This window comes from Lacipirellula limnantheis (genome assembly GCF_007746075.1).
GTDB lineage: Bacteria > Planctomycetota > Planctomycetia > Pirellulales > Lacipirellulaceae > Lacipirellula > Lacipirellula limnantheis.
Map to the genome: position 1 here is coordinate 1,829,488 of NZ_CP036339.1, position 25,365 is coordinate 1,854,852.

Annotated in this window: 18 protein-coding genes; 9 read left to right on the forward strand and 9 right to left on the reverse strand. The window is 61.9% G+C overall.

Translation table 11 applies throughout. The features are described 5' to 3' along the window. Positions 1–8 precede the first annotated feature (8 nt). The 8 genes from nuoH (at position 9) to I41_RS07160 (ending at position 11,385) form a co-directional block, all read left to right on the forward strand. Positions 9–1,196, forward strand: coding sequence for an NADH-quinone oxidoreductase subunit NuoH (gene nuoH / locus I41_RS07125; RefSeq protein WP_145431893.1), 1,188 nt, complete (start codon positions 9–11; stop codon positions 1,194–1,196). A 49-nt stretch (positions 1,197–1,245) separates the two neighbouring features. Then, complete coding sequence (locus I41_RS07130; RefSeq protein ID WP_145431894.1) at positions 1,246–1,929, forward strand: NuoI/complex I 23 kDa subunit family protein; 684 nt, start codon at positions 1,246–1,248, stop codon at positions 1,927–1,929. A 6-nt stretch (positions 1,930–1,935) separates the two neighbouring features. Next, positions 1,936–2,667 carry an NADH-quinone oxidoreductase subunit J family protein gene (locus tag I41_RS07135; RefSeq protein ID WP_145431895.1) on the forward strand — a complete coding sequence of 244 codons (732 nt, stop codon included), beginning with the start codon at positions 1,936–1,938 and terminating at the stop codon, positions 2,665–2,667. Beyond that, positions 2,664–3,161: an NADH-quinone oxidoreductase subunit NuoK gene (nuoK, locus tag I41_RS07140; protein WP_145431896.1), complete on the forward strand. Its 498-nt coding sequence runs from the start codon at positions 2,664–2,666 to the stop codon at positions 3,159–3,161. Before I41_RS07135 ends, nuoK begins: the two co-directional genes overlap by 4 nt. A gap of 109 nt (positions 3,162–3,270) precedes the next feature. Continuing rightward, complete coding sequence (gene nuoL / locus I41_RS07145; protein WP_145431897.1) at positions 3,271–5,253, forward strand: NADH-quinone oxidoreductase subunit L; 1,983 nt, start codon at positions 3,271–3,273, stop codon at positions 5,251–5,253. An 86-nt stretch (positions 5,254–5,339) separates the two neighbouring features. After that, entirely contained in the window at positions 5,340–6,995 is a 1,656-nt protein-coding gene (locus I41_RS07150; RefSeq protein ID WP_145431898.1) for a complex I subunit 4 family protein, read from the forward strand. Positions 6,996–6,997: 2 nt separating this feature from the next. Further along, the gene (locus I41_RS07155) at positions 6,998–8,500 is read left to right on the forward strand and encodes an NADH-quinone oxidoreductase subunit N (RefSeq protein ID WP_145431899.1); all 1,503 of its coding nucleotides are present in this window, start codon (positions 6,998–7,000) and stop codon (positions 8,498–8,500) included. A 425-nt stretch (positions 8,501–8,925) separates the two neighbouring features. Then, the gene (locus tag I41_RS07160; protein ID WP_145431900.1) at positions 8,926–11,385 is read left to right on the forward strand and encodes a hypothetical protein; all 2,460 of its coding nucleotides are present in this window, start codon (positions 8,926–8,928) and stop codon (positions 11,383–11,385) included. On the opposite strand, the gene I41_RS07165 is transcribed toward I41_RS07160, so the two are convergent. From I41_RS07165 to rpiB, 3 genes are read right to left on the reverse strand one after another with little or no spacing between them, the layout of a single operon-like run. After that, on the reverse strand, positions 11,382–12,455 hold the full coding sequence (locus tag I41_RS07165) for a threonine aldolase family protein (protein WP_145431901.1): 1,074 nt from the start codon (positions 12,453–12,455) through the stop codon (positions 11,382–11,384). The genes I41_RS07160 and I41_RS07165 overlap by 4 nt on opposite strands. Before the next feature lie 23 nt (positions 12,456–12,478). Further along, positions 12,479–13,435: a sugar phosphate isomerase/epimerase family protein gene (locus I41_RS07170; RefSeq protein WP_145436272.1), complete on the reverse strand. Its 957-nt coding sequence runs from the start codon at positions 13,433–13,435 to the stop codon at positions 12,479–12,481. Between the two features lie 58 nt (positions 13,436–13,493). Continuing rightward, positions 13,494–13,925 (reverse strand): ribose 5-phosphate isomerase B, encoded by a 432-nt coding sequence (rpiB, locus tag I41_RS07175; RefSeq protein WP_145431902.1) that lies wholly within the window; start codon positions 13,923–13,925, stop codon positions 13,494–13,496. Positions 13,926–14,044: 119 nt separating this feature from the next. Here rpiB and I41_RS07180 point away from each other — a divergent pair, with 119 nt between their 5' ends. After that, positions 14,045–14,488, forward strand: a complete 444-nt coding sequence (locus I41_RS07180; protein WP_210421122.1) for a hypothetical protein — start codon at positions 14,045–14,047, stop codon at positions 14,486–14,488. Between the two features lie 13 nt (positions 14,489–14,501). On the opposite strand, the gene I41_RS07185 is transcribed toward I41_RS07180, so the two are convergent. From I41_RS07185 to I41_RS07210, 6 genes are all read right to left on the reverse strand, one after another. After that, the gene (locus I41_RS07185; protein ID WP_145431903.1) at positions 14,502–17,945 is read right to left on the reverse strand and encodes a pyruvate carboxylase; all 3,444 of its coding nucleotides are present in this window, start codon (positions 17,943–17,945) and stop codon (positions 14,502–14,504) included. A gap of 463 nt (positions 17,946–18,408) precedes the next feature. After that, complete coding sequence (locus tag I41_RS07190; RefSeq protein WP_168206751.1) at positions 18,409–19,974, reverse strand: ATP-binding protein; 1,566 nt, start codon at positions 19,972–19,974, stop codon at positions 18,409–18,411. Between the two features lie 136 nt (positions 19,975–20,110). Next, complete coding sequence (locus I41_RS07195; RefSeq protein WP_145431905.1) at positions 20,111–21,898, reverse strand: sodium:solute symporter family protein; 1,788 nt, start codon at positions 21,896–21,898, stop codon at positions 20,111–20,113. 184 nt (positions 21,899–22,082) lie between these two features. Beyond that, positions 22,083–23,258 (reverse strand): ABC transporter permease, encoded by a 1,176-nt coding sequence (locus tag I41_RS07200; protein WP_145431906.1) that lies wholly within the window; start codon positions 23,256–23,258, stop codon positions 22,083–22,085. A gap of 52 nt (positions 23,259–23,310) precedes the next feature. Next, positions 23,311–24,471 (reverse strand): ABC transporter permease, encoded by a 1,161-nt coding sequence (locus I41_RS07205; RefSeq protein WP_145431907.1) that lies wholly within the window; start codon positions 24,469–24,471, stop codon positions 23,311–23,313. Beyond that, the gene (locus I41_RS07210; protein ID WP_145431908.1) at positions 24,468–25,184 is read right to left on the reverse strand and encodes an ABC transporter ATP-binding protein; all 717 of its coding nucleotides are present in this window, start codon (positions 25,182–25,184) and stop codon (positions 24,468–24,470) included. The genes I41_RS07205 and I41_RS07210 overlap by 4 nt, the downstream gene beginning before the upstream one ends. Between the last annotated feature and the right edge of the window lie 181 nt (positions 25,185–25,365).

A 25,365-nucleotide genomic window follows, 5' to 3' on the forward strand; every position in this document is an offset into this window, starting at 1 on the left:
ACGAAAGTATGGACAAGATTTTCGAGTACATCCCGCAAGGTCTCATTATCACCCTCGTGGCCATCGTGGCCGCGGTGGGCGCAATGCTCGGGGTGATTTCCTATTTGATCTTGCTCGAACGCAAGCTATCGGCGTGGATGCAAGATCGGCGCGGGCCGAACCGCGTGGGGCCGATGGGCATCTTTCAGCCGTTTGCCGACGGCGCCAAGTTCCTACTCAAGGAAGACGTCATTCCGGCGAACGCCGATAAAGTTCTTTTCCTGGCGGCCCCTGGCATCGGCTTGCTGACGACGATGTTGGCGTTTGCCGTCGTCCCCTACGGCCCGGTTGGGGCTGCGGGTGCGCCTTGGTTCTTGCGGTTCATCATCGTTCCGGGCGTCGATATCGGCATCGTCTTCATCTTTGCCGTAACAAGCCTGGCGGTGTATGGCGTGATCCTCGGCGGCTGGGCGTCGAACAATAAGTACAGCGCCCTTGGCTCATTGCGAGCCAGCGCCCAGGTGATCAGCTACGAGATTCCGCTGGGGATGTCGGTGCTCGGCATCGCGCTGCTCGGCAGTACGCTCGACATCGAAAAGATCCTCACGCAGCAGGCCAGCGGCGGTTTTTGGAGTTGGTACTTTTGGACCCAGCCGCTCGCCTGTTTGATCTTTTTCACCAGTGCGATGGCCGAAGCCAACCGTCTGCCGTTCGATCTCTCAGAGTGCGAGCAGGAACTGGTGGGCGGCTTTCACACCGAATACAGCTCGATGAAGTTCGCCCTCTTCTTCCTCGGCGAATACACCCACGTGATCACGACCAGCTTCCTCACAGCGATCCTGTTCTTCGGCGGCTGGCATTTCCCGTGGATCGCCACGGCGGAATCGGCCTACGCCGGGGCCTGGATCGTCAAGCTCTTGGTGTTGCTCGCCAAGGTCTTCATGGTGATCGTGCTGATTATGCTTCTGCGTTGGACGATTCCGCGCTTCCGCTTCGATCAGCTGATGAATCTCTCGTGGAAGGCGCTGATTCCGCTGTCGCTTGCCAACATGCTCTCGGTGATGACGGTGTTGCAATTCGGTTGGGATCGTTGGCTGCTCGGACCGATTTCGATCGGTCTGTTCGTGCTGGCTGGCGTCATCAGCGTCGGCTTCAAGCGGGCGGAGATTCGTCACCGACCGAGTGCGGCCGAGTTGTCGCAGCAATTGGTGACCTGAACGAGCGCCGGCTGACGACTCAACCATTCAAGACAAAGACTTACGTATCATGCCTGTTGCCAAGAACGACGTGATGTGGATCGAAGAGCCCGAAATGGGCTTCTGGGAGATGACGTTTCTCCCGGCGATCGTCGACGGTCTGAAGACGACCATTAAGCACGTCACCAACTACCAGCCGGTCACGCAGCAATATCCGGAAGAGAAGCCGGTGCTGCCGCTCCACTATCGCGGCGTGCATCGACTTAACCGCGATGAGAAAGGCCGCGTGAAGTGCGTTGCCTGCATGTTGTGCGCGACGGCTTGCCCGGCGGACTGCATCTCGATCGAAGCCGCGGCCGCTCCGCCCGATTGGCCCGATCGCGACAAGTTCCCGGCATCGTTCATCCTCGATGAGCTCCGCTGCATCTACTGCGGCATGTGCGAAGAGGCGTGCCCGGTCGATGCGATTGAGTTGACGCACATCTACGACCTCACGGGCGAAAGCCGCGAGGAGCTAATCTACAACCGCGAGAAGTTGCTCGACGTTTACGACAAGACCAAGGACGATCCTCGCGATCCGTTGCGAACCCGGCGCGGCAAGCTCGGGCCGGCGGCCGAATTCAGCACGCTTCCGACCGTGGCGCCGGCGACCCAGGTCACGCCGGGCGACCGCTCGGCGCAGTCGATCGCTCCCGGTACGATCCACACGTTCAACAACCCACATCCCTTTGACGATCCTGGAACGGCGCGATAACAAACGATGAGCGACTCGGCTGTTCAAGGTGTGTTGTACGGATCGCTGGCTGCCGGCGCGATCGGCATGTGGCTTGCCACGTCGCCGCGCACCGCCGCGCTGCGCGTGCTGGGCGCGTTCCTCGCTTCCGCCGGTTTGATTGCGGCGGTGGCGATGTTCAGCGGACCAGGCGGCGACGTCACCAACAAGATTCTATTCTGGTTGTTCGCGGGATCCGCCCTGCTGAGCGGCGTGTTGATGGTCACCAGCCGCGAACCTGTCTATGCCGCGCTATGGTTCGCATTAGCAACGCTTGGGACCTGCGGATTGTTCATGATGCAAGCGGCGCCGTTTCTCGCGGCCGCGACGATCATCGTTTACGCCGGCGCCATTATTGTGACGTTCCTGTTTGTGATCATGCTCGCCCAGCAGCAGGGCCGTAGCTTCTACGATTACCGCGCCCGGACGCCAATCATGTCGATTGTGGCCAGCTGGCTGATGCTTGCTGCGTTGCTCTGGAATTTTCAAGCGTGGCAGAAGGCGCCAATGGCTGCAGCGGGTCCCGCGCTGACCGCCGAGGCGGCGACGAATCCATTCAGCCAGCCGAGCGATGTTGATCAATTTGATTCGTTGCGGGCGCTAGGCCTCTCGCTGTTCGGCGACTATCTTTACGCCGTAGAAATTGCAGGAACGCTGCTCCTCGTGGCTGGCATTGGCGCCATTGCGATCGCGCCGCGGAGGGCCGAAGGAACGCTATGACCGCTGATTCGGGTTGTTATTTGGCGGTTGGCGCCGCGCTGTTCGTCTTGGGCGGCATCGGGTTCGTGACGCGCCGTAATTTGATTTTGATATTCCTCTCGGTGGAGTTGATGCTGCACGGCGTCTCGCTGACGTTGCTGACCTTCGGGCGAATGCACAACAATCTCGAAGGACAGTCGTTTACGATTTTCATGCTCACCGTGGCGGCCTGTGAAGCGGCCCTCGGATTGTCGCTCGTGCTATCGCTCTACCAGCGAACGAAGTCGCTCGACGTCGACATTTGGAGCAAGCTGAGCGAGCCAGATCTGCCAAAGTGGGACAAGCCCGTGCAGCCGTTGGAGAGTCGCGTTTTGCGGGAGGAGCGCCCGGCTTCGCCCCGACTAACGAAGGCGGGCGGCCTGCCGGAGATCGACGACGATTTTCCAGTGGAACTCGCGACGTCAACCGATCCACGCAAGATTCTAACTCCCTCGCCGCCAGATGATGATTATTGAGAGGGTGGCTGGTGATCAGTAATCGGAAGGATTGCTGATCAAGCACCGCCATTCACCGCTCGCCTTTACCGCTCACCTGTCACCGTCCCCCGATCACTTACTCGCCCCCATGTCTCCCGCGACTGAACATCTCGTGCTGTGGCTGATTCCCGGCGCTCCGCTCGTCGCGGCGCTCGTAATCGCACTGCTCGGCAAATCCGTGCTGCGTGAGCGAAGTCACTGGCCTTGCTGGCTCGCGCTTGCCACGTCGATGGTTTGCGCCATCCTGCTGGTGACGAAGTTGGCGCCCGCGACGTTCGAAAGCCCCGACGAGTCAGTCATCGGCGCGATGGCAACCGGGTACTCCTGGCTAAAGGTCGGCGGCATGGACGTCCGCATCGACTTGCGGGCCGACGCGATGAGCGCTTTGATGCTCACGATGGTGACCAGCGTGAGTTTTCTCGTCTCAGTCTTCGCCTGCGGCTACATGCATGGCGACAAGGGCTACCCGCGATTTTTCGGCGCAGTATCGCTCTTCGTCTTCTCCATGGTGATGCTGGTCCTATCGGCCAACTACCTGCAGCTGTTCATTTTCTGGGAACTGGTCGGTCTTTGCAGCTATTTGCTGATCGGCTTCTGGTTTCAGAAGCCCAGTGCGGCGGCCGCGGCGAAGAAAGCATTCGTCGTCAATCGCATCGGCGACATGGGGCTGATTCTGGGGATCTTTTTGATCTGGGATACGTTTGGCTCGATGGACTTCGCCAACGTCCTGTTTGACGCCGACAACTTGTCGCTCATCGCGCAAGATCATCCGACGCGAATGATCGCCATCTGCTTCCTGCTACTTGTCGGCGCGATGGGCAAAAGCGCTCAGTTCCCGCTGCACGTTTGGTTGCCGGACGCGATGGAAGGCCCCACGCCCGTAAGCGCTCTCATCCACGCCGCAACAATGGTTACCGCGGGCGTCTACCTGGTGGCCCGCAGCACGCCGCTGTTCATGTATGCTCCGCAGGCGCAGGTCTTCATCTCGTGCATCGGAGCCACTACCGCGCTGATCGCGGCCCTAATCGCACTCACGCAAACCGACCTCAAGCGAGTTCTCGCTTATTCAACGGTCAGTCAGCTTGGGTACATGTTCATGGCGCTCGGCGTCGGCGCGGCCGGGGCGGAATTGGCGACGGCGGGTGCGACGGCCGGCATGTTTCACCTGGTGACGCACGGCGTGTTCAAGGCTCTCTTGTTCCTCGCGGCCGGCAGCGTCATGCACTCCATGGGCGACGTGATCGACATGCGTCGCTTCAGTGGCTTGCGAAAGGTGATTCCAGTCACGCACTGGACGTTTTTGTGCGGCGCCGGGGCGCTGGCGGGGGTCCCTCTGCTCGCCGGCTTCTGGAGCAAGGATGAGATCTTGGCCGTGTTGCATGAGGCGGGCCACCATAGCGACAAGTACGGCAACATCTTTACCGCGGTGTATTGGATTGCCACCGTCACGGCGCTGCTGACCGCGTTCTACACTTTTCGTGCATACTTCATGACCTTCTGGGGCCCCGAGCGCACCCCGCCGGAAGCAGGGCACCATCCGCACGACGCGCCCCCGGCCATGGCGTGGCCGCTGCGAATTTTGGCAATCGGAGCGTTGACCGTCGGCGCCGCCGTCGCCGTGACGCATTTGTTTGCTCACTACTTTGAGCACACGCCCGGTTTCGAGCCCGTCGAGAATCATGTCTTCCACGTCGGCTTGATGGTCCAGAGCGGACTGATTGCATTGTTCGGCATTGCGGTGGCGTGGTTCATGTATGTGAAGAACCCGGGCTTGCCCGCCAAGGTGAGCCAGGGAGCCAACTTCCTATATGACCTCTCGTCGCGGAAGTTTTTCCTCGATGAGATTTTTACGGCGATCTTGGTCCTACCTCTGCGAGGACTAGCCTACCTCTGCTTCATGTTCGATACGCAGGTCATCGATCGCATCGTTGACGGCATAGGTGCCTTGCCGCGGTTGCTCAGCGCGGCGCCGCGACTGCTGCAGACCGGCTACGTTTCCAGTTACGCCTTGATGATGTGGGTCGGAGCCCTGGCCTGCATGGGTTACATGCTGGGGTTGTTCCACCAATAGCGCTCGGACAGCCTCCCTGTGGCAACCACTGCGAACGCTACGTCGCGACACTCACACCATCTTCAAATTACCATAGCGACCGCTGAATGATCCAACTCCTGTTCATCTTGCTGCTGGTTCCGCTGGGCGCCGGGGGGCTGCTGCTCCTGTTTTCGGGCGTCTCTCAGCAACGCTCCGCACGCTGGATCGCGCTCGGTGGATCGCTGGTGGCACTGGCGCTGTCGCTGCAACTGGCGGCGGATTATCGCGCTCTGCAGGCAGAGCAAGGCGTCTCGGCAAGCGATTCTCCTATCGCACCGCGCGTCGAATACCGTCGCACGTGGGAAATTATCGGCGACACGTCAACGCCGGGAGCCGCGGCTGACGCGATCAAACTCGAATTCCACTTCGGGCTCGACGGCATTAGCGTCGTCATGATCGTTCTCACGGCCCTGCTGGGCGTGGTTTGCGTCTTGAGTTCCTGGGACGCGATCACCGAGCGCGAGTCGGAGTTCTACGCCGCGCTTCTCATCTTGCAGAGCGGCGTGATCGGCGTCTTCTGCGCGTTCGATGCGGTGCTGTTCTACGTTTTCTTCGAGTTCACGCTCATCCCGCTATTCTTCCTGATTGCCATCTGGGGCGGTCCGCAGCGTCGCTACGCGGCGGTGAAGTTCTTCCTCTACACGCTCGCCGGCAGCCTCGTGACGCTACTGGGAATCATCACGCTGATTGGTTACGCGGCCAAAGGCGGCCTCACGTCGCCTTGCTCGCTGCCTGAACTCGCGGCGTGGTATCAAGCGCACCCGATGGATCCATGGCTCCAGGTCGGCGTTTTCGCCGCGCTCTCGGTGGGCTTTTTGATCAAAGTTCCCGTTTTCCCATTCCACACTTGGTTGCCGTTGGCGCACGTCGAGGCGCCGACCGCGGGCAGTATCTTGCTTGCCGGCGTCCTGCTGAAGCTCGGCACCTACGGATTTCTCCGGTTCTGCCTGCCCATGCTTCCCGACGCGTGCCTGACGGTCGGCTTGCCGGCCGCGGCAATTCTGTCGGTCATCGGCATCGTCTACGGCTCGCTCTGTGCGTTGATTCAACGCGACGTCAAGAAACTTGTCGCTTACTCCAGCGTCGCCCACTTAGGCTTTTGCATGCTGGGCCTCTTCGCTCTGAACGTGGAAGGAATGACCGGCGGCGTGCTGCAGATGGTCAATCACGGTCTGTCGACGGGGGCATTGTTCCTCATCGTCGGCATGTTCTACGAGCGCTATCACACGCGGATGATGGACGACCTCGGCGGTCTCGCGAGCCGGCTGCCTTTGATGGCGGCCGGCATGGTCTTCATCTGTATGGCAAGCGTCGGCTTGCCGGGGCTCAACGGCTTTCCCGGCGAAATGTTGTCGCTGGCAGGCATGTTCAAGCGAAACCCCTTGTACGCTGCCGCTGGAGCCACGGGCTTGGTGCTCGGCGCCTGGTACTTGCTGACGATGTTGCAGTTCGTGTTCTTCGGTCCGCTGAAAGAGCCGGCTGTTCACCACCATGATCATGATCGCCATGGTCCGATTCGCGACATCTCGTTTCGCGAACTGGCTGCGCTGCTCCCGCTGGCTGCGGCTTGTCTCTGGATCGGCGTGAGGCCGCAACCGCTGATCGACGTAATTCGGCCCGACATCGAGGCCGTGGCAAAGCTGTACGACGGGCGGCCTCCCGTCGACTTGAAGGCGCTGGCTGTCGCCAAAGTGCAACAACGTTCGGGGCAGGAGCAGTAACGATGGCGACCGCGATCGAGCAACTCACTAACGGCGTCCATTTTCTTGCCCCGGAATTGATTCTGGTGGTCGCCGTCTGCGTCATGTTCCTCACCGGGCCCTTCTTCGTCACCGAAGCGGGCGTCGGGGCTCCGGGCCTGCGCAAACGCTGGGGCGCGCTCGCGCTGGTGGCCATCGGATGCGCCGGCTTTGTCTGGTGGACTTCCGATGCGGTCCGGCCGCTCGATACGGGGCCGTTCCGAGCCGATGCGCTCACTTGGTACGTCCGCGGGCTGACGCTGGCGCTAGGGGCGCTCATCTCGATCGTCTTAGTCGACCAGATCGACGACGGCCACTCCGCCGAGTCTCAAGCTTGCCTCTTAGCAATTCTAGTCGGCGTCAATCTCACCGCTCTGGCGAACGATCTGATCGTCCTCTTCCTGGCTTTAGAGCTTGTCAGCATTCCGACGTACGTCCTGCTTTACCTGCCGCGCCGCGGCGAAGCGAATCAGGAAGCGGCCATCAAGTACATGTTGCTGAGCATCTTCTCGTCCGCAATCGTCCTCTACGGCATGTGCATGCTGTACGGCGCCGCGGGGACCACGAATTTGGCCGGCATTGCCGAGGTTTTTTCAGCCGGAAAATCGGATGGCGCCGCGACGCTTGTGCGGCTGTCAGTGGCGCTGCTTATCGCTGGGCTGTCATTCCGTCTCGGCGCTGTACCGTTCCACTTTTATGCTCCGGACGTATTTCAGGGAATTCCGTCAGCCGCCGCCGCAATGCTCTCGTATGTGCCGAAGATGGTTGGATTTGCCGCCCTGCTGCGGCTGCTGCCGCTCGTCGATGGCCTCGGCGTCACCGAAGCAGTTAGCGGCCCGTCGGCTCAGATGCTGATTGCCGCGTTAGCGATCGCCACGATGACCATTGGCAATCTGTTGGCGCTGCGGCAAGACAACCTCTATCGCCTCATGGCCTATTCCAGCGTGGCCCACGCCGGTTATATGATGATCGGCCTCGTCGTTCAGAGCGAGAACTCAGACGTCAGCGGCGTCGGCGCCTTGCTGTTCTACCTGGCAACTTACGCGCTGATCACGATCGGCGTGTTTGCCCTGTTCGCCGGAGTGAGTAGCGACAAGTCGCCGGTGCGAACCGTGAGCGATCTGGCGGGGATGAGCCGCATTCACCCAGCCGTCGCTCTCGCCCTCGCCGTGTGCCTGTTCAGCTTGACCGGCCTGCCGCCGACAGTGGGGATGCTCGGCAAGCTAAATCTCTTCCTTGCCAGTTGGGGCGAGGGGACGACGCTTGGCCGGTCGCTCGCCATCGTCCTCGCGGTGAACGCGGCAATCTCCGCGTGGTACTACCTGCGATTAATTGGCGTGATGTTCTTCGATACGGCCCCGGCGGGCGAAAAGTCGAAGCTGACATTGGCCCCCGCCGTTGCCGGGACGCTCTGCTCCGTGGCAAGCATCTTGCTGTTCATCTCGCCGCAGCAGCTTTGGGAAGCCGCAGTCAAGTTCGTTCCCTAGCCGACAAGTCCTTTTGCTACGGCATTCGCGCCGTTTGGGCACGCCATCGGGCCTGCCCATCTGGCCGTTGGAGAACGGAGTGACGTGCGCTTGCCGGGCAAATTCCAGGGCTGATGCACGCTTCGCTCGATCGCCGGCCGTCTCAAGACGCCGCCGCGCGTGCCCGTGCACCCGTATGATCCGGACAATCGGAGGTCACGGCGGTTGAAAGACCGGCGCGACCCGCATTCGCGGCGTTCGTCCAGCCTCGAATCGCGGCAAACAGGCTGGCGAACCTAGACACGCCCTTCCCCGCAATCAGACTGAAATTGTCGGCCCCCCGACCGGAGTTCTGACTCCGCTTCTCCTCGGGGCGTGAGGATGCCGCACTCGAACGGCGTCGAACTTTCGAAGTTCCTGCTCCGCTCACGACACGATTGGCCGCCATGAATGAGTCCGCCTCGGCGCCCGCCGGCGCTTCGTTGCCCACTCGGTTCGCCGTTCGGCGCCCTCTTGCCGGACTGATGACGCTCGCGCTGCTCGCGTTCTCGGCGACTGCGGCGCAGGCCGCGCTCGTCTACAACGTGGGGCAGACCGAGGTGATCTATTCTGCTTCGCAGCGCCGCAACAAGGGGCTCGACTACTGGGTCGACGGCAATCTTGGCGTCGTCCCGATCGGCAATGGCCAGTACCAGTTTTATGGAGCCAACGGTCCGACTCCCGTCCGCACGACAGGCACGCTTGCCGACCCGGCGCAGTCCCGCAGCAACGTCAGCATCACAGGATTGCCAAGCAACTATTTCAATTACGTCGCGGGCGGTCCGACCTATTTCGACGCCACGACCGGCGCACGACTGATGATCTACCACGCTGAACGCCACGCCAGCAGTGGGCAAGATTACTACAGCGTGCTAGGCATGGCCGTTTCCACCGATTCACAGGGCCTGCAGTTCCGCGATCTCGGTCTGATCGTCGAGCCCGATGTGCCGATGTCGCAGCGGACGCAGTCCATTGAAGTCGGCGGCGGCTCGTTCGCCGTCATGAACGGTGACATGTACGTCTATTATCGCGATTATCTGGAAGGGGGAGGCAGCAGCGAACTCGCCGTCGCCAAGGCCCCCATCGCCACGATCCTGGCCAACGCCATAAACAACCAGGGCACCAGCTTCACCAAGTACTACAACGGCGCCTGGACGCAACCCGGCATCGGCGGGCGATCTTCCGCGCTGGAAGTCGGCAATCCCGGGAATGCGTGGTCGGCCGTGTCGTACAACGACTACCTCGGCGGACTCATCATGATGACCTCCGACTGGGCAGACTCTACCGGCAACAACAACCTCTTCCTCTCAACGTCGATGGACGGCGTGAATTGGAGCCAGCGACAGGCGGTCGTCACCGACGCCGGAGAGCAAATGTATCCGACGCTCATCGGCACTGGTGCGGACCCGACGCACACCGGGCAGTCCTTCTACGCCTACTACACCGATAGCGCTTCAGGGGGCTGGAATCGGTGGAACGACGCCAAACTGGTGCGCCGGCAGATCACCTTGAGCAACGGGGTCCCGACGCCGGCTCCCGATCCCGAGCCGACGCCGACTTCCGGCGTTATCGCCAGCTATCGGTCCGATTTTCAGGCCGGCGCCCCCGCTCAGGGCTGGAAGTACATGTGGAACCCCAACGGCAAGCTTGGCGACGCTAGCAAGTACGCCGCGCTCCAGTGGAGCTCGACCGAAGGGGTCTACAACACCACGGGCGCCGCGACCAGGGTCTGGAACGGCAAGTCGCATAACGACGATTACCTGATGCTGGGCGCCGACGGCGGTCACCCGGGACGCCCTGGGTACTACGCGATCACGGGCTACACGATCCAGGCCGATGATGGCGCCGGGCTTTATCAGCTCATTGGCAGCTCGATCATGAAGAGTGACTCCGTGAAGACGGGCGATGAGGACGGCCTCGATCTGCTGCTCTACATCAACAACACGAAGCTCGGATCGCTGCAGAGCGTCTCGACCACAGGGTCGATGCTGTCATTCGACCGCGATCTGGGCCGACTTGCCGTCGGAGATACGGTCTACGTCATGATTGGCGCCGGCAAGAATCAGAATTTTGACCTGTTCAAGAGTTTTGATTTCTCACTGATTCGCACCCCGCAAGTAACTATCCCCGACCCGAATCCCAACCCCGCGCCGACGCCGGAGCAGCCAGTCGAAAGGCAGTGGATCGCCGTGGCGGGATTTCGCGGCGACTTTCAATCAGGCGGTCCGGCGGCCGGGTGGAAGTATCAGTGGAGCGCCAGCGGCAAGCTCGGCGACGCCAGCAAATATGCAAATTTGAAATGGAGTTCGGTGGCAGGCGCCTATAACACGACCGGCGGCGCCACTACGGTCTGGAATGGCAAGACCCACAACGACGACTATCTCACCCTCGGCCTCGACGGCGGACACCCGGGACGAGCCGGCTACTGCACGATTGCTGGGTATACGATTCAAGCCGAGGACGGCGCAGGGTCCTATCGGTTGAATGCCGGCCTGATCTCCAAGGCTGATGGCGTGAAGACGGGCGACGAAGATGGCTTGGAATTGCTCGTCTACGTTAATAGCACGCGGATCGGCGGGATCGAAACCGTCCTCACGGATGGTTCCTGGAAGGGATTCTTCCGCGAATTTGGCCAACTCGCCGTCGGCGACACGATCTATGTGATGATCGGTTCGCTCAAGAATCAGAACTTCGACAACTTTGCAAACTTTGATTTTAGCATCGAGCGACTCACGGCAGTCACGCCCGTTCCAGCCGCAGCCGCGTTTGCTTTAGCGTCCGTGCCGGAGCCATCAAGTGCAGTGATGCTGACGCTCGCCACGGCAATGCTCAGCGGCGCCCGCCTCCGGCAGCGCTTGAGAAGCTAATACGACGCCTGCCTGGTTGCCGAACTTCGGATATCGTGCAGCAGTGCGTCGACCTCTGCCGTCGTCGTCGCCCACGAGCACATAAACCGGGCGGAGCCAAGGCCGATGAAGGTGTAATATCGCCAGCCCCGCTGGTTGAGTCGCTGATGGACCGCTGCTGGGAGCGAGGCGAAGACGGCGTTCGCGTCGGGAGGATGCAGGAGGTCGACCCCGGGCGTCGCCGATAACCCTGCAGCCAGGCGGGCGGCCATGGCATTTCCGTGCCGGGCATGCTTGAGCCAGGCCGAATCCGACAGCAGGCCGAGCCAGGGAGCGGTGAGGAATCGCATTTTCGAAGCAAGTTGCCCAGCCTGCTTACAGCGGTATGCGAAGTCGGCCGCAAGACGCCGATCAAAAAACAGCACCGCCTCGCCAACCGGCAGTCCAATCTTGGCGCCGCCAAAGCAAAGCACGTCGACCTGCGCCGCGCGGATGATGTCGCCCGGGGCCGCGTCGAGCGATGCCACGGCATTGGCAAAACGTGCGCCATCCATGTGAACTCGCAGCCCCAATCGTTTTGCGGCGGCCCCCAGCTGAGCGAGTTCTTTCAGGGAATAGACTGTTCCCATCTCGGTTGACTGGGTGATGCTCAACACATGGGGCTTGGGGTAGTGAATATCTGTGCGGCGCGTGACGAGCTCTTCCACTGAAGCCACGTTAAGCTTGCCGTGAGTGGAACCCGCGAGCAGCAGCTTCGCGCCGCCCGAGAAAAACTCGGGTCCTCCGCATTCGTCGGTTTCCAAGTGAGCGACGTCGGAACAAATCACGCTATGGTACGGCTGGCAGCATGTCGACACAGCCAGTGAGTTAGCGGCAGTGCCATTGAACACGAAATAGACGTCGCAGTCCGCGGCGAACAGCTCGCGGAGACGGTCCGCGACGACCGTCGTATATCGGTCGTTGCCGTACGAGGCTTGCGAACCGGCATTCGCTTCGACGAAAGCTTGGAGCGCTTCGGGACAGGCGCCCGCCGTGTTGTCGCTGGCAAACTGACAACCTGGCTTGATCGCCGTCTCCGTTTCGCTGGCCATGTTGAGTCTTCAGTTGATGGTTGCTAGGCCTGCTCGCTCCCGAAAGCGCTCCGCAACAGCGACAAGCTTTGCGGAATTGCAGTGCGCCAATCCTCATTCCCCTCAAACTCAAGCGACACATACCCGCGATAGCCGTGACGTCGCAGCAGATCGGCGATGCGCGTGTAGTCGAGGTCGAGCGAGTACCAGACGCCGCCGCCGAAGTACGTTTTGGCCTGCACGAATACCGTTTCAGGAGCCAGCATCTCCAGCCGATCGTACGGGTCCTCAAGAAAGTTGCCAGTGTCGAGCGTGCAGCGGAGCCATGGGGAGTCAATCGCCTTGATGATCCTGAGCACGCCCTCTGGCGTCAGCCCGAGGCCCCAGTGGTTTTCGAGCCCAAGAGTGACGCCGCACTTCTCTGCCGCCGGAATGCACTTCTCGAACGAGTCGATGACCCATTTAAATCCGTCGTCGTCGGAATAGCCCTCCAGCCGCGGCTCAATGCCGCGATTTGCCATCAACTCGTCAAAGTCCTTGCTTGTTCCCCACCGTCCCGTGTTGACGCGCATCGTTGGGATGCCGAGAGCGTACGCAAGTTCGATCGCTCGATTCGTGTGGTCGATGTTCTTCTGACGAATAGCGGGATCTGGCGAAAGGAAGCCTTGATGCGTGCTCAATCCACAGAGGCTCACCCCGTTGATGAGCGCGCGCTGCTTGAGTCGCTGAAGTTGCGCCGGCTCTTCGCTCTCCATCTGCATTTGCAGAATCTCGACGGCGTCAAAACCCATTCGCGCGGCTTCGTCGATGCATGTTTCGATCGGGAGCTTCGCATCTTCCTTGAACCGCCAGAAGGAGTACGTCGAAACGGCTATCGGGTTGCCGCGACCGGGGGCTGGGGTGACGGGTTGCTGCGCTTCATCAGCTTTCGCCGCGATGGCGGCGCTGGCGCCCGCGGCGATCGCCGTTTGCGCGAAGAACTGACGACGACTTGTAGGCATCACGGCGATTCTCCCGTAGCGTGAACTTGGACGCCAGAAACGATGCGAGTTCGTACAATTAAACCGCGTCGATCAGATCGATCCGCCGCTGGTGGCGGCCTCCTTCGAACGGCGTGGTCAGCCATGCGTCGACGATGTCGATCGCCAGCTGTTCGGAAATCATTCGCTCACCAAGTGAAAGAACGTTGGCGTTGTTGTGCTGGCGGCCGAGACGCGCCGACTCGACGTTCCAGCATAGGGCGCAGCGGACGCCCTTTACCCGGTTGGCCACCATAGCCTCGCCGTTACCCGAGCCGCCCAGCACGATCCCGCGTTCCGCGTCGCCGCGGGCGACCGCCTCGGCCACCGGTCGGATAAACAACGGATAATCGACCGCTTCCGTCGAATCAGTGCCGTAATCGGAAACTTCGTGTCCCAGAGCAATCAAGTGAGACTTGATGAGTTCCTTGTAGCGGAATCCGGCGTGATCGGAGCCGATGGCGACGTTCATAGCTGTATGGCAGGGTGTGTTGGTGGCGAAGTCAAGTTCATTCTACCGATCGGGTCGGCGAGCGCCGACCGACTTGAGACCGGACCCGCAGAAATCGGGCGGCCGCAGTCGCTTGCCGCATGAGGTATACTTGTCCGCCTGAAAGCCGCATTTCGACCTTCTTCCGTGAACTCCATGACATCGTGACGCATCGGGCATTTAACTACGAGTCGCGCAATGAGCCGCTGCTGACGCGTGGGGCGTTTGCTCGACGTCTTGGCGTCAATTTGTTCGTGGCCCTGCTGCTCATCGCAGCCTCGCTGCTGGCGGGGATGGCTGGGTATCACCATTTCGAGTCGATGGCATGGATTGATGCGTTCGCCAATGCCTCGATGATTCTCTCTGGAATGGGCCCGCTCGTTCCGATGCAAACTTGGGGCGGCAAGTGCTTCGCGGGCTGGTACGCCCTGTACAGCGGCCTGGCGCTCATTCTGGTCAGTGGGTTGATTCTCGCTCCGATTCTTCATCGTTTGATGCATCGTTTTCATCTCGATACCGAAGACGACGATTCAGGAAACGACTAATCCGCGAGTGACTTCACGCCAAGGTGATCAGCAGGTCGCCCGCTTCTACTTGGTTGCCGGTGCCGACGTGGATCGTCGCCACTTCGCCATCGGCGTCGGCGGCAATCGTCGTCTCCATCTTCATTGCCTCGAGGGTCATCAGCTTTTGGCCCTTGGCCACCTTTTCCCCTGCCTGAACGGCCACCAGCACCACCATGCCAGGCATGCTGGCTCCGATCTGCTTCGCGTTGTTCGGGTCGGCCTTGGCGGCGACGGTCGCTTCGTTCACCAACGAGCGATCGGTAACGGTCACCTCGCGAGGCTGGCCGTTGAGCTCAAAGAACACGCCGCGGGTGCCGTCGGCGTGGGGCTCGCCGACAGTGAGGAACTTGATGATCAGCGTCTTACCCGGTTCGATGTCGACTGCAATCTCCTCCTGCGATTCCATTCCATAGAGGAAGACTGGAGTCGGCAGCACGCCGGTGTCCCCATAGTGCTGCTGGTGCTGAGCGAACTGCTCGAAGACTTGCGGGTACATGAAGTGCGAGACGACGTCTTGCGGCGTCGGCTCGCCTTCGGTCAGCGGTGCGATCTTCTCTTCCGCCGCGGCGAAGTCGGCGGGCGGCAGCGTGTCGCCGGGTCGGCCTTCAACCGGCTTCTCGTTCCGCAGAATTCGCTTCTGCACCTCTTTGGGGAAGCCGAACGTCGTCTGGCCCATCTTGCCGCCGAGCAGGTCGAGCACCGACCGTGGGAACGCCAGCTCGCGTTCGCTCGCCATTAGCTCCGCACAGCTCAGGTCGTTCGCCACCAGGAACAGCGCCATATCGCCAACCGCCTTCGACGTCGGCGTCACTTTGACGATGTCGCCGAACAGTTGGTTCACGTCGGCGTAGACGCGGCACACCTCAAGCCACCGTGACGCCAATCCGAGCGCCTGGGCCTGCTGGAACAGATTCGTGTACTGCCCGCCCGGCATCTCGTGCTGGTAGAGGTCGGCCCCCGCCGCGAGAACGGGGCTTTCGAATGGGGCGTAGAACTCGCGGGCCTCCCGCCAGTATTCGGAAATCGCATCAAGCGCGGCCGCATCGAGATTCGACGCCCGCGGCGTGAACCGCAACCCTTCGACCATCGTGTTGAGATTTGGCTGCGACGTGCCGCCCGACATCGACGCGAGGGCCCCGTCGGCAATGTCGAGCCCCGCCTCGGCCGCGTTGAGTATTGCCGCCGCCTGAACGCCGCCGGTATCGTGCGTATGGAAGTGGATCGGAATGTCGACCTCTTCCTTGAGCGCCTTCACGAGCACCGCCGCCGCGTGCGGTTTGAGCAGTCCCGCCATATCCTTGATCGCCAGGATATGGGCCCCCATGCGCTCCAGTTCTTTCGCCAAGTCAACGTAGTACTTCAGGCTGTACTTGGTCCGCTTGGGATTGAGGATGTCGCCGGTGTAACAGATCGCCGCCTCGCAGATGGCTCCGGTGGGTTGCACCGCCTCCATCGCGACTCGCATGTTGGGAGTCCAGTTCAGGGCGTCGAAAATGCGGAAGACGTCGATCCCTGCCGCCGCTGACTCGCGGACGCACTCGACCACGACATTGTCTGGATAGTTCGCGTATCCCATGGCGCTGGAGGCCCGCAGCAGCATCTGGAAGAGGATGTTTGGAATCTTCTCCCGCAGGATTTCCAGTCGCAGCCAGGGGGATTCCTTCAGGAACCGCATCGACGTGTCGAACGTCGCTCCGCCCCACATCTCGATCGAGAAAAGGTCCGCCGCGTTCCGGGCGTAGGCGTCGGCAATCATCGCCAGGTCGTAGGTGCGGAAGCGCGTGGCGAGCAGCGATTGATGCGCGTCGCGCATCGTCGTGTCGGTCCAGAGGAGCGGCTTCTGTTCCTTGATCCACTTGGTGAAGCCCTGCACTCCCAGCTCTTTGAGCCGGTCGCGAGTTCCTTGCGGGAGCGGACCCCGCGTATCGACTTCCGGCAGGACGGCGGGTTCGCGCCGCTGGGCGCGTGGTTGGCCCTTGACGATCGGATTGCCGTTGACGATCACGTCGCCGATGTAGGTGAGAAGCTTCGTCGCCCGGTCGCGGCGGGGGACGAAGTCGAAGAGCGCGGGCGTCTCGTCGATGAATCGCGTCGTGCAATTGCCGGCGACGAACGTGGGGTGCTCGATCAGCCGCGTGAGGAAGGGAATGTTCGTCTTGACGCCGCGGATGCGGAATTCCTGGAGGCAGCGTTCCATCCGCTGCGTCGCGTCGGCGAACGTCCTGCCCCAGGCGCTCACTTTCACCAACAGCGAGTCGTAGTACGGGAAGACGACGGCGCCCGAGAACGCCGTGCCGGCGTCGAGCCGCACGCCCATGCCGCCCGCCGACCGGTAGTGAGTCACGCGGCCGTAGTCGGGCATAAAGCGGTTGGAGGGGTCTTCGGTGGTGACCCGCGACTGGATGGCGAAGCCGGTCGTTTCGATCGCGGCCTGCGACGGGATGCCAATGGCCGGGCTGCTGAGGGGCTCGCCCTGCGCAATCAATATCTGCGAGCGGACGACGTCGATGCCGGTCACCTCCTCGGTAACGGTGTGCTCGACCTGGATCCGCGGATTGACTTCGATGAAGTAAAACTGGTTCGTGTCGGCGTCGACGAGGAACTCGACGGTGCCCGCGTTGTCGTACTTGACCGCGGCGCCGATCTTGACCGCGGCTTCGCAGAGCCGGTCGCGGACTTCGCTGGGAAGGTTCGGGGCCGGAGCGATTTCGACGACTTTCTGATGCCGCCGTTGTACCGAGCAATCGCGCTCGAAGAGATGCACCAAATTGCCGTGCTTGTCGCCGAGGAGTTGGACCTCGATATGCCGAGCCCGCTGGATGAATTTCTCGACGAAGATGTCGGGACTGCCGAAGGCGGTGAGCGATTCGCGTCGGGCCGACTCGTAGGAATCGGCGAAGTCTTTTGGATCGTTGACGACGCGCATGCCGCGTCCGCCGCCGCCGTGGGCCGCCTTGAGAATGATTGGGAAGCCGAGCCTCTCGGCCGTCTGCAGCCCCTCGGCGGCGTCGACGATCGGGTGGTCGCTGCCCCCCAGGACGGGGACGCCGATGCGGATGGCCAGCTCGCGGGCCTTCACCTTGTCGCCTAGGCCTTCCAGCAGTTCGACCCGCGGGCCAACGAAGATGATCCCCGCCTCTGCGCAGGCCTGGGCAAACTTGGGGTTCTCGGACAGAAATCCGTAGCCGGGATGGATCGCGTCAATCTCATGCTGCTTGGCCAGCGCGATGACGCCCTCGATGTTGAGGTAGGATTGCAGCGGCTGCCCCTCCTTGCCGACCGGGTATGCCTCGTCGGCCTTGAAGCGATGGAGCGCGTAGCGGTCTTCGTGGGAGTACATCGCCACGGTGCGGATGCCAAGTTCATGAGCGCTGCGGAAAACGCGGATTGCGATTTCGCTACGATTGGCGGCCAGCAGTCTGCGGATCTGTTTCATGTGGCGACGATCGATTGTGTCAAAATGCTAAAGTTGATTGGAGCGGACAAAACTCGCCGGTCGCTCGACGGCGACGACGATTTCTGCGGCAACTATGGCGGATCCGTCGGCGGCAGTTCTGTCATTGCGGATTGGACAAAACTCGCTGGAGCGGAGTCAAAATTCGAATGGCTGACGCGCATCGAGCGTCGGCCGGCGGAGCCGTGTGATCATCATTGGCTAAGTTGGGCGCGAACTGGCGATCTCGCGAGATGGAAAACGATAGGAACGCTGTTCCGCGCTACTGGTCGCTAATGAGGAGCTGATCGACGGTCTCATCGCCAGCGTCGAGCCGACGGCGATGGGGTGATTGTCGCATGGCCGGGGCAGTTCGGGGAGGTGGCACTTTTGGCCATCTTGACAAGTGCTTTTTCCCGAGAAATCAGCTCGGCCGGGCGGAAGAATAATTAGCGCCAAGATGCGGCTAGAGCGACGCCTGGACGCGTCGTTGCTCGGCAAGGGCGTAGTCGACCAAGCGACCGCAAAATTCGTCGGCTGTTTTGATCGGCTCGCGCTCGAGCGGGTCGACGAGGTACGCCAGCCGCAGCAGGTCGTCGCCGCGGGGGGCGCAGCAGGGGGCGACGCCGAGGAAACCGAAGCCTTCCGCTTCGAGTTCATCGGCGACCGACGGCGTCGCCGGATCGCTCAAAGGCAACTCGGCATAGACAACTTCGGCGTGCGAGCGTTCGACAATCTCGCGTTTGGCGTGGCGGATCTGGTGGGCCGTGTCGCCGCCGAGCTGTTCGGCGCGGATGGTGGCGAGATTGGCGGCGATCGAAATCCGTATGGCACCATGGCCGCCGGCGGGGGCGGCGAACCCGAATTCCAGCGGCGCGTCGAGCTTGGCGTAAATCTCTGCGACGATCGCGCGATGCCGATCGGGAACGAAGATCGTGCGGCGCACGGGGACGGTGAGCCAGTGGAAGAAGAAGAGGCAGGTAATCCGCTGCGGCAAATGGGTCGAGATGTTGCGAAACTCTTGCGTGCGCGGCCCGATCGCCAGATCGACGCAGGTGAGACGGCCGCCATGCGAGATGTTCGACTGTTGCGTGCGGGTGTGGACGGCGACGGCGTCGGCGTACCACCCGAGGAGCTCCAGCCGCGCCGCTTCTGCGAGGGCTGCTTCCTTCATGCGGTCGAGCAGTCCGCGGCCACGGTGAGAAGGGTCGACGACGGCCTGGCCTCCCTCGACGACCGGACCCGCGACGCTCCGTTCCCAGGCGTAGTGGCCGGCGACCTGGCCACCCGCGCCAACGGCGACGAACGAGATCACCGTGCCGGCGGCGTCTTGCGCGGCGACGCGCTCGGGATAGTAGACGTCTTCATTGAGGTAGGTGTTGCCGTAGGCGCGGTACATCAGCTGGGAGACTTGGACTGCTTCGCCCGCGCGCATGCGGCGAATCTCGTATTCCTGCGGCGGGGCGAGTGGGGCCTCTTCTTCAAATGGCGTGAGGTTGGGGGCGACGTTTGCACTGGCGGGCGCCGCGGAATCGGCGTCGGAGACCCCTCGCACAGATGAGGCGGGAGCCCCTCCCGCAGAGGAAGCCCCTCCCACAGAGGAAGCACTATCGGCAATGCGACTATCGTGGAGCCACTTGATGATCTGGATCGCCTTGCCTTCGCGGCCGTAACCGATCCAGTGGATCTCGTCGACGGCGTCGAGGCCGGGCCAATCGAGGGCGTGCGAGCCGGCGGGCATCTGCGGATCGTGCAGGCCGCGCTCCAGGGCTGCGACGTCTTGCGGGAGACCATCGTCGCGCACGAGGAATTCAAGCTTGCCGTGGTCCTCGTTCACGCTGAGCTTGATCTCTCCCTGTTCGCCAGCGGGATAGGCGTGCTGAACGGCGTTCGTGGCGGCCGCGATGACGCACTGGGCGAGCTTGTCGGCGGTCGCGTCGTCGAAGGGGTACTGGCGGAACGTCTCGCGCGTGAAGGCCGCGATGCTTGGGATGATTTGCGGGGCGTTGGGGAAGAGGAGCTGGAGGTGCATGAGGGGAGGGGGAATGCTGAAGGATGAATGCTGAAGGATGAATGCTGAATGCTGAATGGGGAATGGGGGGGGCTGGATGCTGGTGATGGCGCGCTCAGCGGATGGCCGACTGCGATTGTCGTCCATCCTTCTGCATTCATTCTTCCGCGGTGTTCTGGAAGTTTAGGTTGCGGGAGATGATGGCGCCGCAGATGAGGGCGAGGATGAGGAGGCCCGCGCCGGGGAGCCAGTTTTTGAAGACAAGGTGGCCGATGCCGAAGAGGGAGGCGTAGACCAGGGCGCTGCCGAGGAGCCAGTTGACGAATTGGGAACCGAGGGTTTCGGTCGGCTCTGGAGCAGCGGCGCCGAGAAGGTTGCGGACAGGAAGCCAACCGGGGCCGGCGGGGCGCGCGCGGCGGTAGAACGCTGTGAGCTTGTCGAGGGGTTCAGCGGGAGTGACGATTGTGGCCGCGATCCAGGCGACTGACGTCGCGGCGACCGTTGTGAGCATAAGGTAGGCGAATTGCGTCGGATCGTCGCTGTTCCAGCCGCTCCACGAGCCCCAAGGGAGTTGCAGGCCAATGGAGACAACCGCGGCGACGGTCATGGCCACGACCTCGGACCAGGCGTTGATGCGCCACCAATACCAACGAAGGAGGTAGACCGTGCCGGTGCCGGCGCCGGTGAGCATCATGAGCTTCCAGGCCCCGCTAATGGAGTCGAAGTAGCGGGTGGCGACGATCGAAACGGCGACCAGCAGAATGGTGGCGGCTTGCGAGGCAAGGACGTAATGGCGGTCGCTGGCGGTGCGGACCAGGAAGCGACGGTAAAAGTCGTTGATAATGTACGAAGCGCCCCAGTTGAGCTGGGTGGCGATCGTCGACATGTAGGCGGCGGCAAAACCGGCGATGATGAAGCCGCGGAGATACCAGGGGAAGACCTGCTCGTCCATGAAAATGCGGATGTAGCCAATCTTCGGATCTTTGAGATCGGGATAGAGGACGATCGTCGCGAGGGCCGTGAGGATCCAGGGCCAGGGGCGGAGCGCGAAATTGGCGACGTTGAACCAGAGCGTGGCGAGGACGCCGTGACGTTCGTCTTTCGCGGAAAAAATGCGCTGAGCGACGTAGCCGCCGCCGCCCGGCTCGGAGCCGGGATACCAGCTGGCCCACCAGTTGACGGCCAGGTAGGTGCAGAGGGCGATCAACGGCATCCAGGCGGAATTGAGTCCCGGCAAAAAGTCGAGTCGCGAGCCGAGGACGCCACTGGCAGCGTCGCGCTCGGCGACCTTGCGAACCAGTTCGTCGACGCCGCCCACGCTGTGGACCGCGAAAATGGCTAGCACGATGATCATCGCCATCATGAGAACGAACTGGAACAGGTCGGTGACGAGCACGCCCCACAGGCCGGCCAGCGTCGTGTAGAAGGCCGTAAATAAGAGCAGACCGACGAGGATGATTTCGGCTTGCAACTGCGTGACGCCGATCGTCTCCTTGAGGATCGTGATCATCGCCAGGTTGACCCAGGCGAGGATGATGCAGTTGATGGGGATGCCGAGGTAGAGGGCGCGGAAGCCGCGGAGAAACGCGGCCGGTTTACCCGAGTATCGGAGCTCGGCGAACTCGACGTCGGTCATGACGTCGGCGCGACGCCAAAGGCGTGCGAAGAAAAAGACAGTCATCGTGCCGCTCATCACCAGACTCCACCAGAGCCAGTTGCCGGCAATGCCGTTTTTGGCGACGAGTTCGGTGACGGCCAACGGGGTGTCGGCGGCAAAGGTGGTGGCGACCATCGAGGTGCCGGCGAGCCACCAGGGGGCGTTGCGGCCCGAGAGAAAGAACTCGTTGACGTCGCCGCGGGCGCGGCGGGAGTAATACAGGCCGATGGCCAGCGTCACGACGAAGTAGAGAGCGATGACGATCCAGTCGACGGCGTGGAGATTCACGGAAAGGCCTCACGTCTTGCGGGCGGGAAGGAGAGATCGCTGGTCGCGAGGCATTGTAGGGGAAAATGGGGAATGCTGAAGGAGGAATGCTGAATGCTGAGCGGGAACAATTCCCCTTCAGCATTCGGCATTCATCACTCAGCCTTTTCTCCCTCGCTCCGGCGGGTCGTTGACCCGCGGCTCCCTAGACTTCGCGGAGGGCGTCGACGACTTTCATGCGAACGGCGCGGAGGGCGGGGAGGAAGCCGCCGATGAGGCCCATGACGACGGCGAGGATGACGCCCTGGAGGAGGATCTTGGGGCCGAAGTCGAAGGAGAAGGCGACCTCGGTGAAGGTGCCGGGGTTCATCGTACCGGTTTGAATCCCGCCCAAGAAGAAATTGACGGCCAACGCGGCTAGGCAGCCAAGCGCCGCGCCGGCGAGGCAGAGCAGCAGCGACTCGAGCATGAATGCCACGAGAATGCTCAAGCGGCCGAAGCCGAGGGCGCGCAGCGTGCCGATTTCGCGGGCGCGGGAGGCGATGGCGCCGTACATCGTGTTGGCGACCGCGAACATGGCGCCGATCGTCAGCACGAGCGCGATCGTGTAGCCGACGAATTTGATCAGGCCGCTTTGGGCAGCCTGCTCAGCGTAGTATTGTTTTTCGGTGAGGGCCCCGAGATCAATCTGCTCGTCATTTTTGATGTGGTTGATGAGCCGCTCTTGATCGGCGACGCTGGCGGCGCGGAATTGGAGGCTCGACATCGCGCCTGTTCGCTTGGCGATCTGGGCAAGGACTCGCTCGTCGGTCCAGATCTCAGATTCGACGGCTCCGCCGCCGGCCTCGAAAATGCCGACAACCTCAAACTCGGCTCCGTCGACCTTGAATTTGTCGCCGAGGCCGAGGTTCTGGAAGCGATTGGCCATGGCGCGGCTGACGATCGCTTCGCGAACGCCGGGCGTGAACTCCCGGCCTTCGACGATCGTCATCTCCTTGCGCAGCGTCCGCGAGACGGCGTCGACGCCGCGGACGGAGACGTTCACTTTGATCTCGGAACCGCGACGCGGCAGGTAGGCGAACACGACAAGTTCGGAAGCGGCCAGCGGAGCGCCGTCGGAATTGGTGGCAATGCCGGGAAGCGACTTGATCTCTCTCGCGGCCGACTCGGTGACGGCGCTCACTGCTTCGGAGGTCGAACCTTTGCGCAGGACGATGACGTCGAGCGGTTCGGCGGCGATTTCGAGCGTTCGGTCGAGCCCGGAAGACAGACCGAACGCAAAGATGCTGGCCCAAACGACCATGCCGATGCCGAAGATCGTCATCAGCGAGCCGACTTTGCGAGCGCGGAGGCTGCGAACGTTGTATTTGAGGGGGACCATCGGGAGGAAATGCTGAATGGGGAATGCGGAATGGGGAGAACCGTTCGGACGTTTACACGACTTTCCTCAAACCTTCGATGACGCTGACGTGAGCTGCTCGCCAGGCGGGAACCAAACCGCTGAAGAGGCCAATGGCCGCGGCGAGGGCGACTCCCCAGAGGGCGGTTCGCCAGGGAACGTAGAACATGCCGAGTCCCGGATCGACTGAGCTGAGGTCGATCGAGGCGAACAAGAGCTTGGCGCCGACGCCCCCGATGAGGCCTCCGAGCAGCCCAATGGCGATCGACTCGGCGAGAAACATGCCGAGGATCGTGTTTTGATTGAAGCCAATTGCCTTGAAGAGAGCAATCTCGCGCGTTCGCTCGCGGACGGCCATGGCCATCGTATTGGCGGCGACGCAGATCAGCGCAATGACGATCGCCGTGGCGGTCATGCGGATGAAGCCGCGGACGTTGCCGAGCATTTCAAGAAACGAGGCGCCGAACTCTTTCTCGGTCATTGGTTTGACGGGGGCGTCGGAACTGGCGAAGGCGCTCTCGATCGATTGCATGACCGGCGACATCTTCGCGGCAGACTCGGTGCGCAACATGATGATGCCGGCGTTCCCGGCGTTGGGGGCGCGAGCCTCTTTGAGCGATTCGTCGAAATAGTCGAAATGGAACACGAGCCACGAGAGGTCGGCCGTCTCGGGCCCGTCGTAGATGCCTCGGACCGTGAGCTCGAGGTCAACGGGGTAGATGTTTCCCTGCAGGGGGATTTTGTCGCCGATCTTCCAGCCTTTGTTTTCGGCGATCGTGGCGCCGACCAGACAGCCCGTCTTGTCGTTCTGCCAGGCAGCAATCTGATCGGGAGGGCAGACGTATTCTGGGTAGAGGTCGAAGAAGACTTTCGGGTCGGTCGCAAATTGGGCGAACTGAGTTTTCTCTTCTCGATAATTGCCGCCGAACCAGGAGAGGGGAATGGCTGAGAGGACGCCGGGTTGGCGGCGGACGCGATCGAGGTAGGCAATGGGAAGCTGCCCAGCGAGGCCCCCTTCGTGAAGCACGGCCACGCGGTTGTACTGGGCCGAACTGGCGGCCATGTCGTCCTGCAAATCGAGGAACGAATAAAGCAGCATCAGCGGGAACAAACTGATCGCGATTGAGATTCCGGTGAAGAGCGAGCGGACTTTGTTGCGGAACACGTTCCGAAAAATGAGCGGGAGGTATTTCATCGCGCGGCCTCCAGTGCATCGAGATCGGCTTGGACGAAGGTCCCCTTTTCGAGGTGGAGCAACCGTTTGGCGCTGCGGGCGGCTTTGGGGTCGTGCGTGACCATGATGACTGTCGTGCCAAACTGGTCGTTGAGCGACTGCATGAGCTCCAGGACTTCCTCGGCGCTGTGGGCGTCGAGATTGCCGGTCGGTTCGTCGGCAAGCAGCAGGACCGGATCGTTCGCGAGTGCGCGGGCGATCGAGACGCGCTGCTCCTGGCCGCCGGAGAGTTGGCGGGGGTAGTGGTCGGCGCGATCTTCCAAGCCGACGATGCGGAGGGCGGCGGCGGCGTGCTTGCGGCGTTCGCTGCGCGACAGTGGAGTGAGCAGCAGCGGCAGTTCGACGTTTTCTAGCGCCGTCAGGACGGGCATGAGATTGTAATTCTGAAAGACGAAGCCGAGGTTTTCGCTGCGCCACTTGGAGAGGCCGGCTTCGGAGAGCTGGCCGAGGTCTTGGCCGTTGACGATCACTTCGCCCGTGGTGGGGCGATCGAGGCCGGCGCAGAGATTGAGCAGCGTCGATTTGCCCGAGCCGGAGGGGCCCATCACGGCAACGAAATCGCCGCGCGGGATGTGGAGCGTTGTGTTGGTGAGGACCGGAATCTCGATCTTGTCGCGGCGAAAGCCCTTGGTGACGTCGAGGAGCTGGACGACGGCGTCTTGTAGGTCGGACATGACAGATTCTTCATCCCTGTAAATTCTGGGGATCGAACCGCCAAGGACGCCAAGAACGCCAAGGGGGACCCTGGCGAACGCGCGACCGTTGGCGAATGATGTGACTTCTAACGAGTTGAAAACCGTGGCGAGTACATGCCGCGAGACGGGGATTCCTCCGCGTCATTCTCTTTTCCTTGGC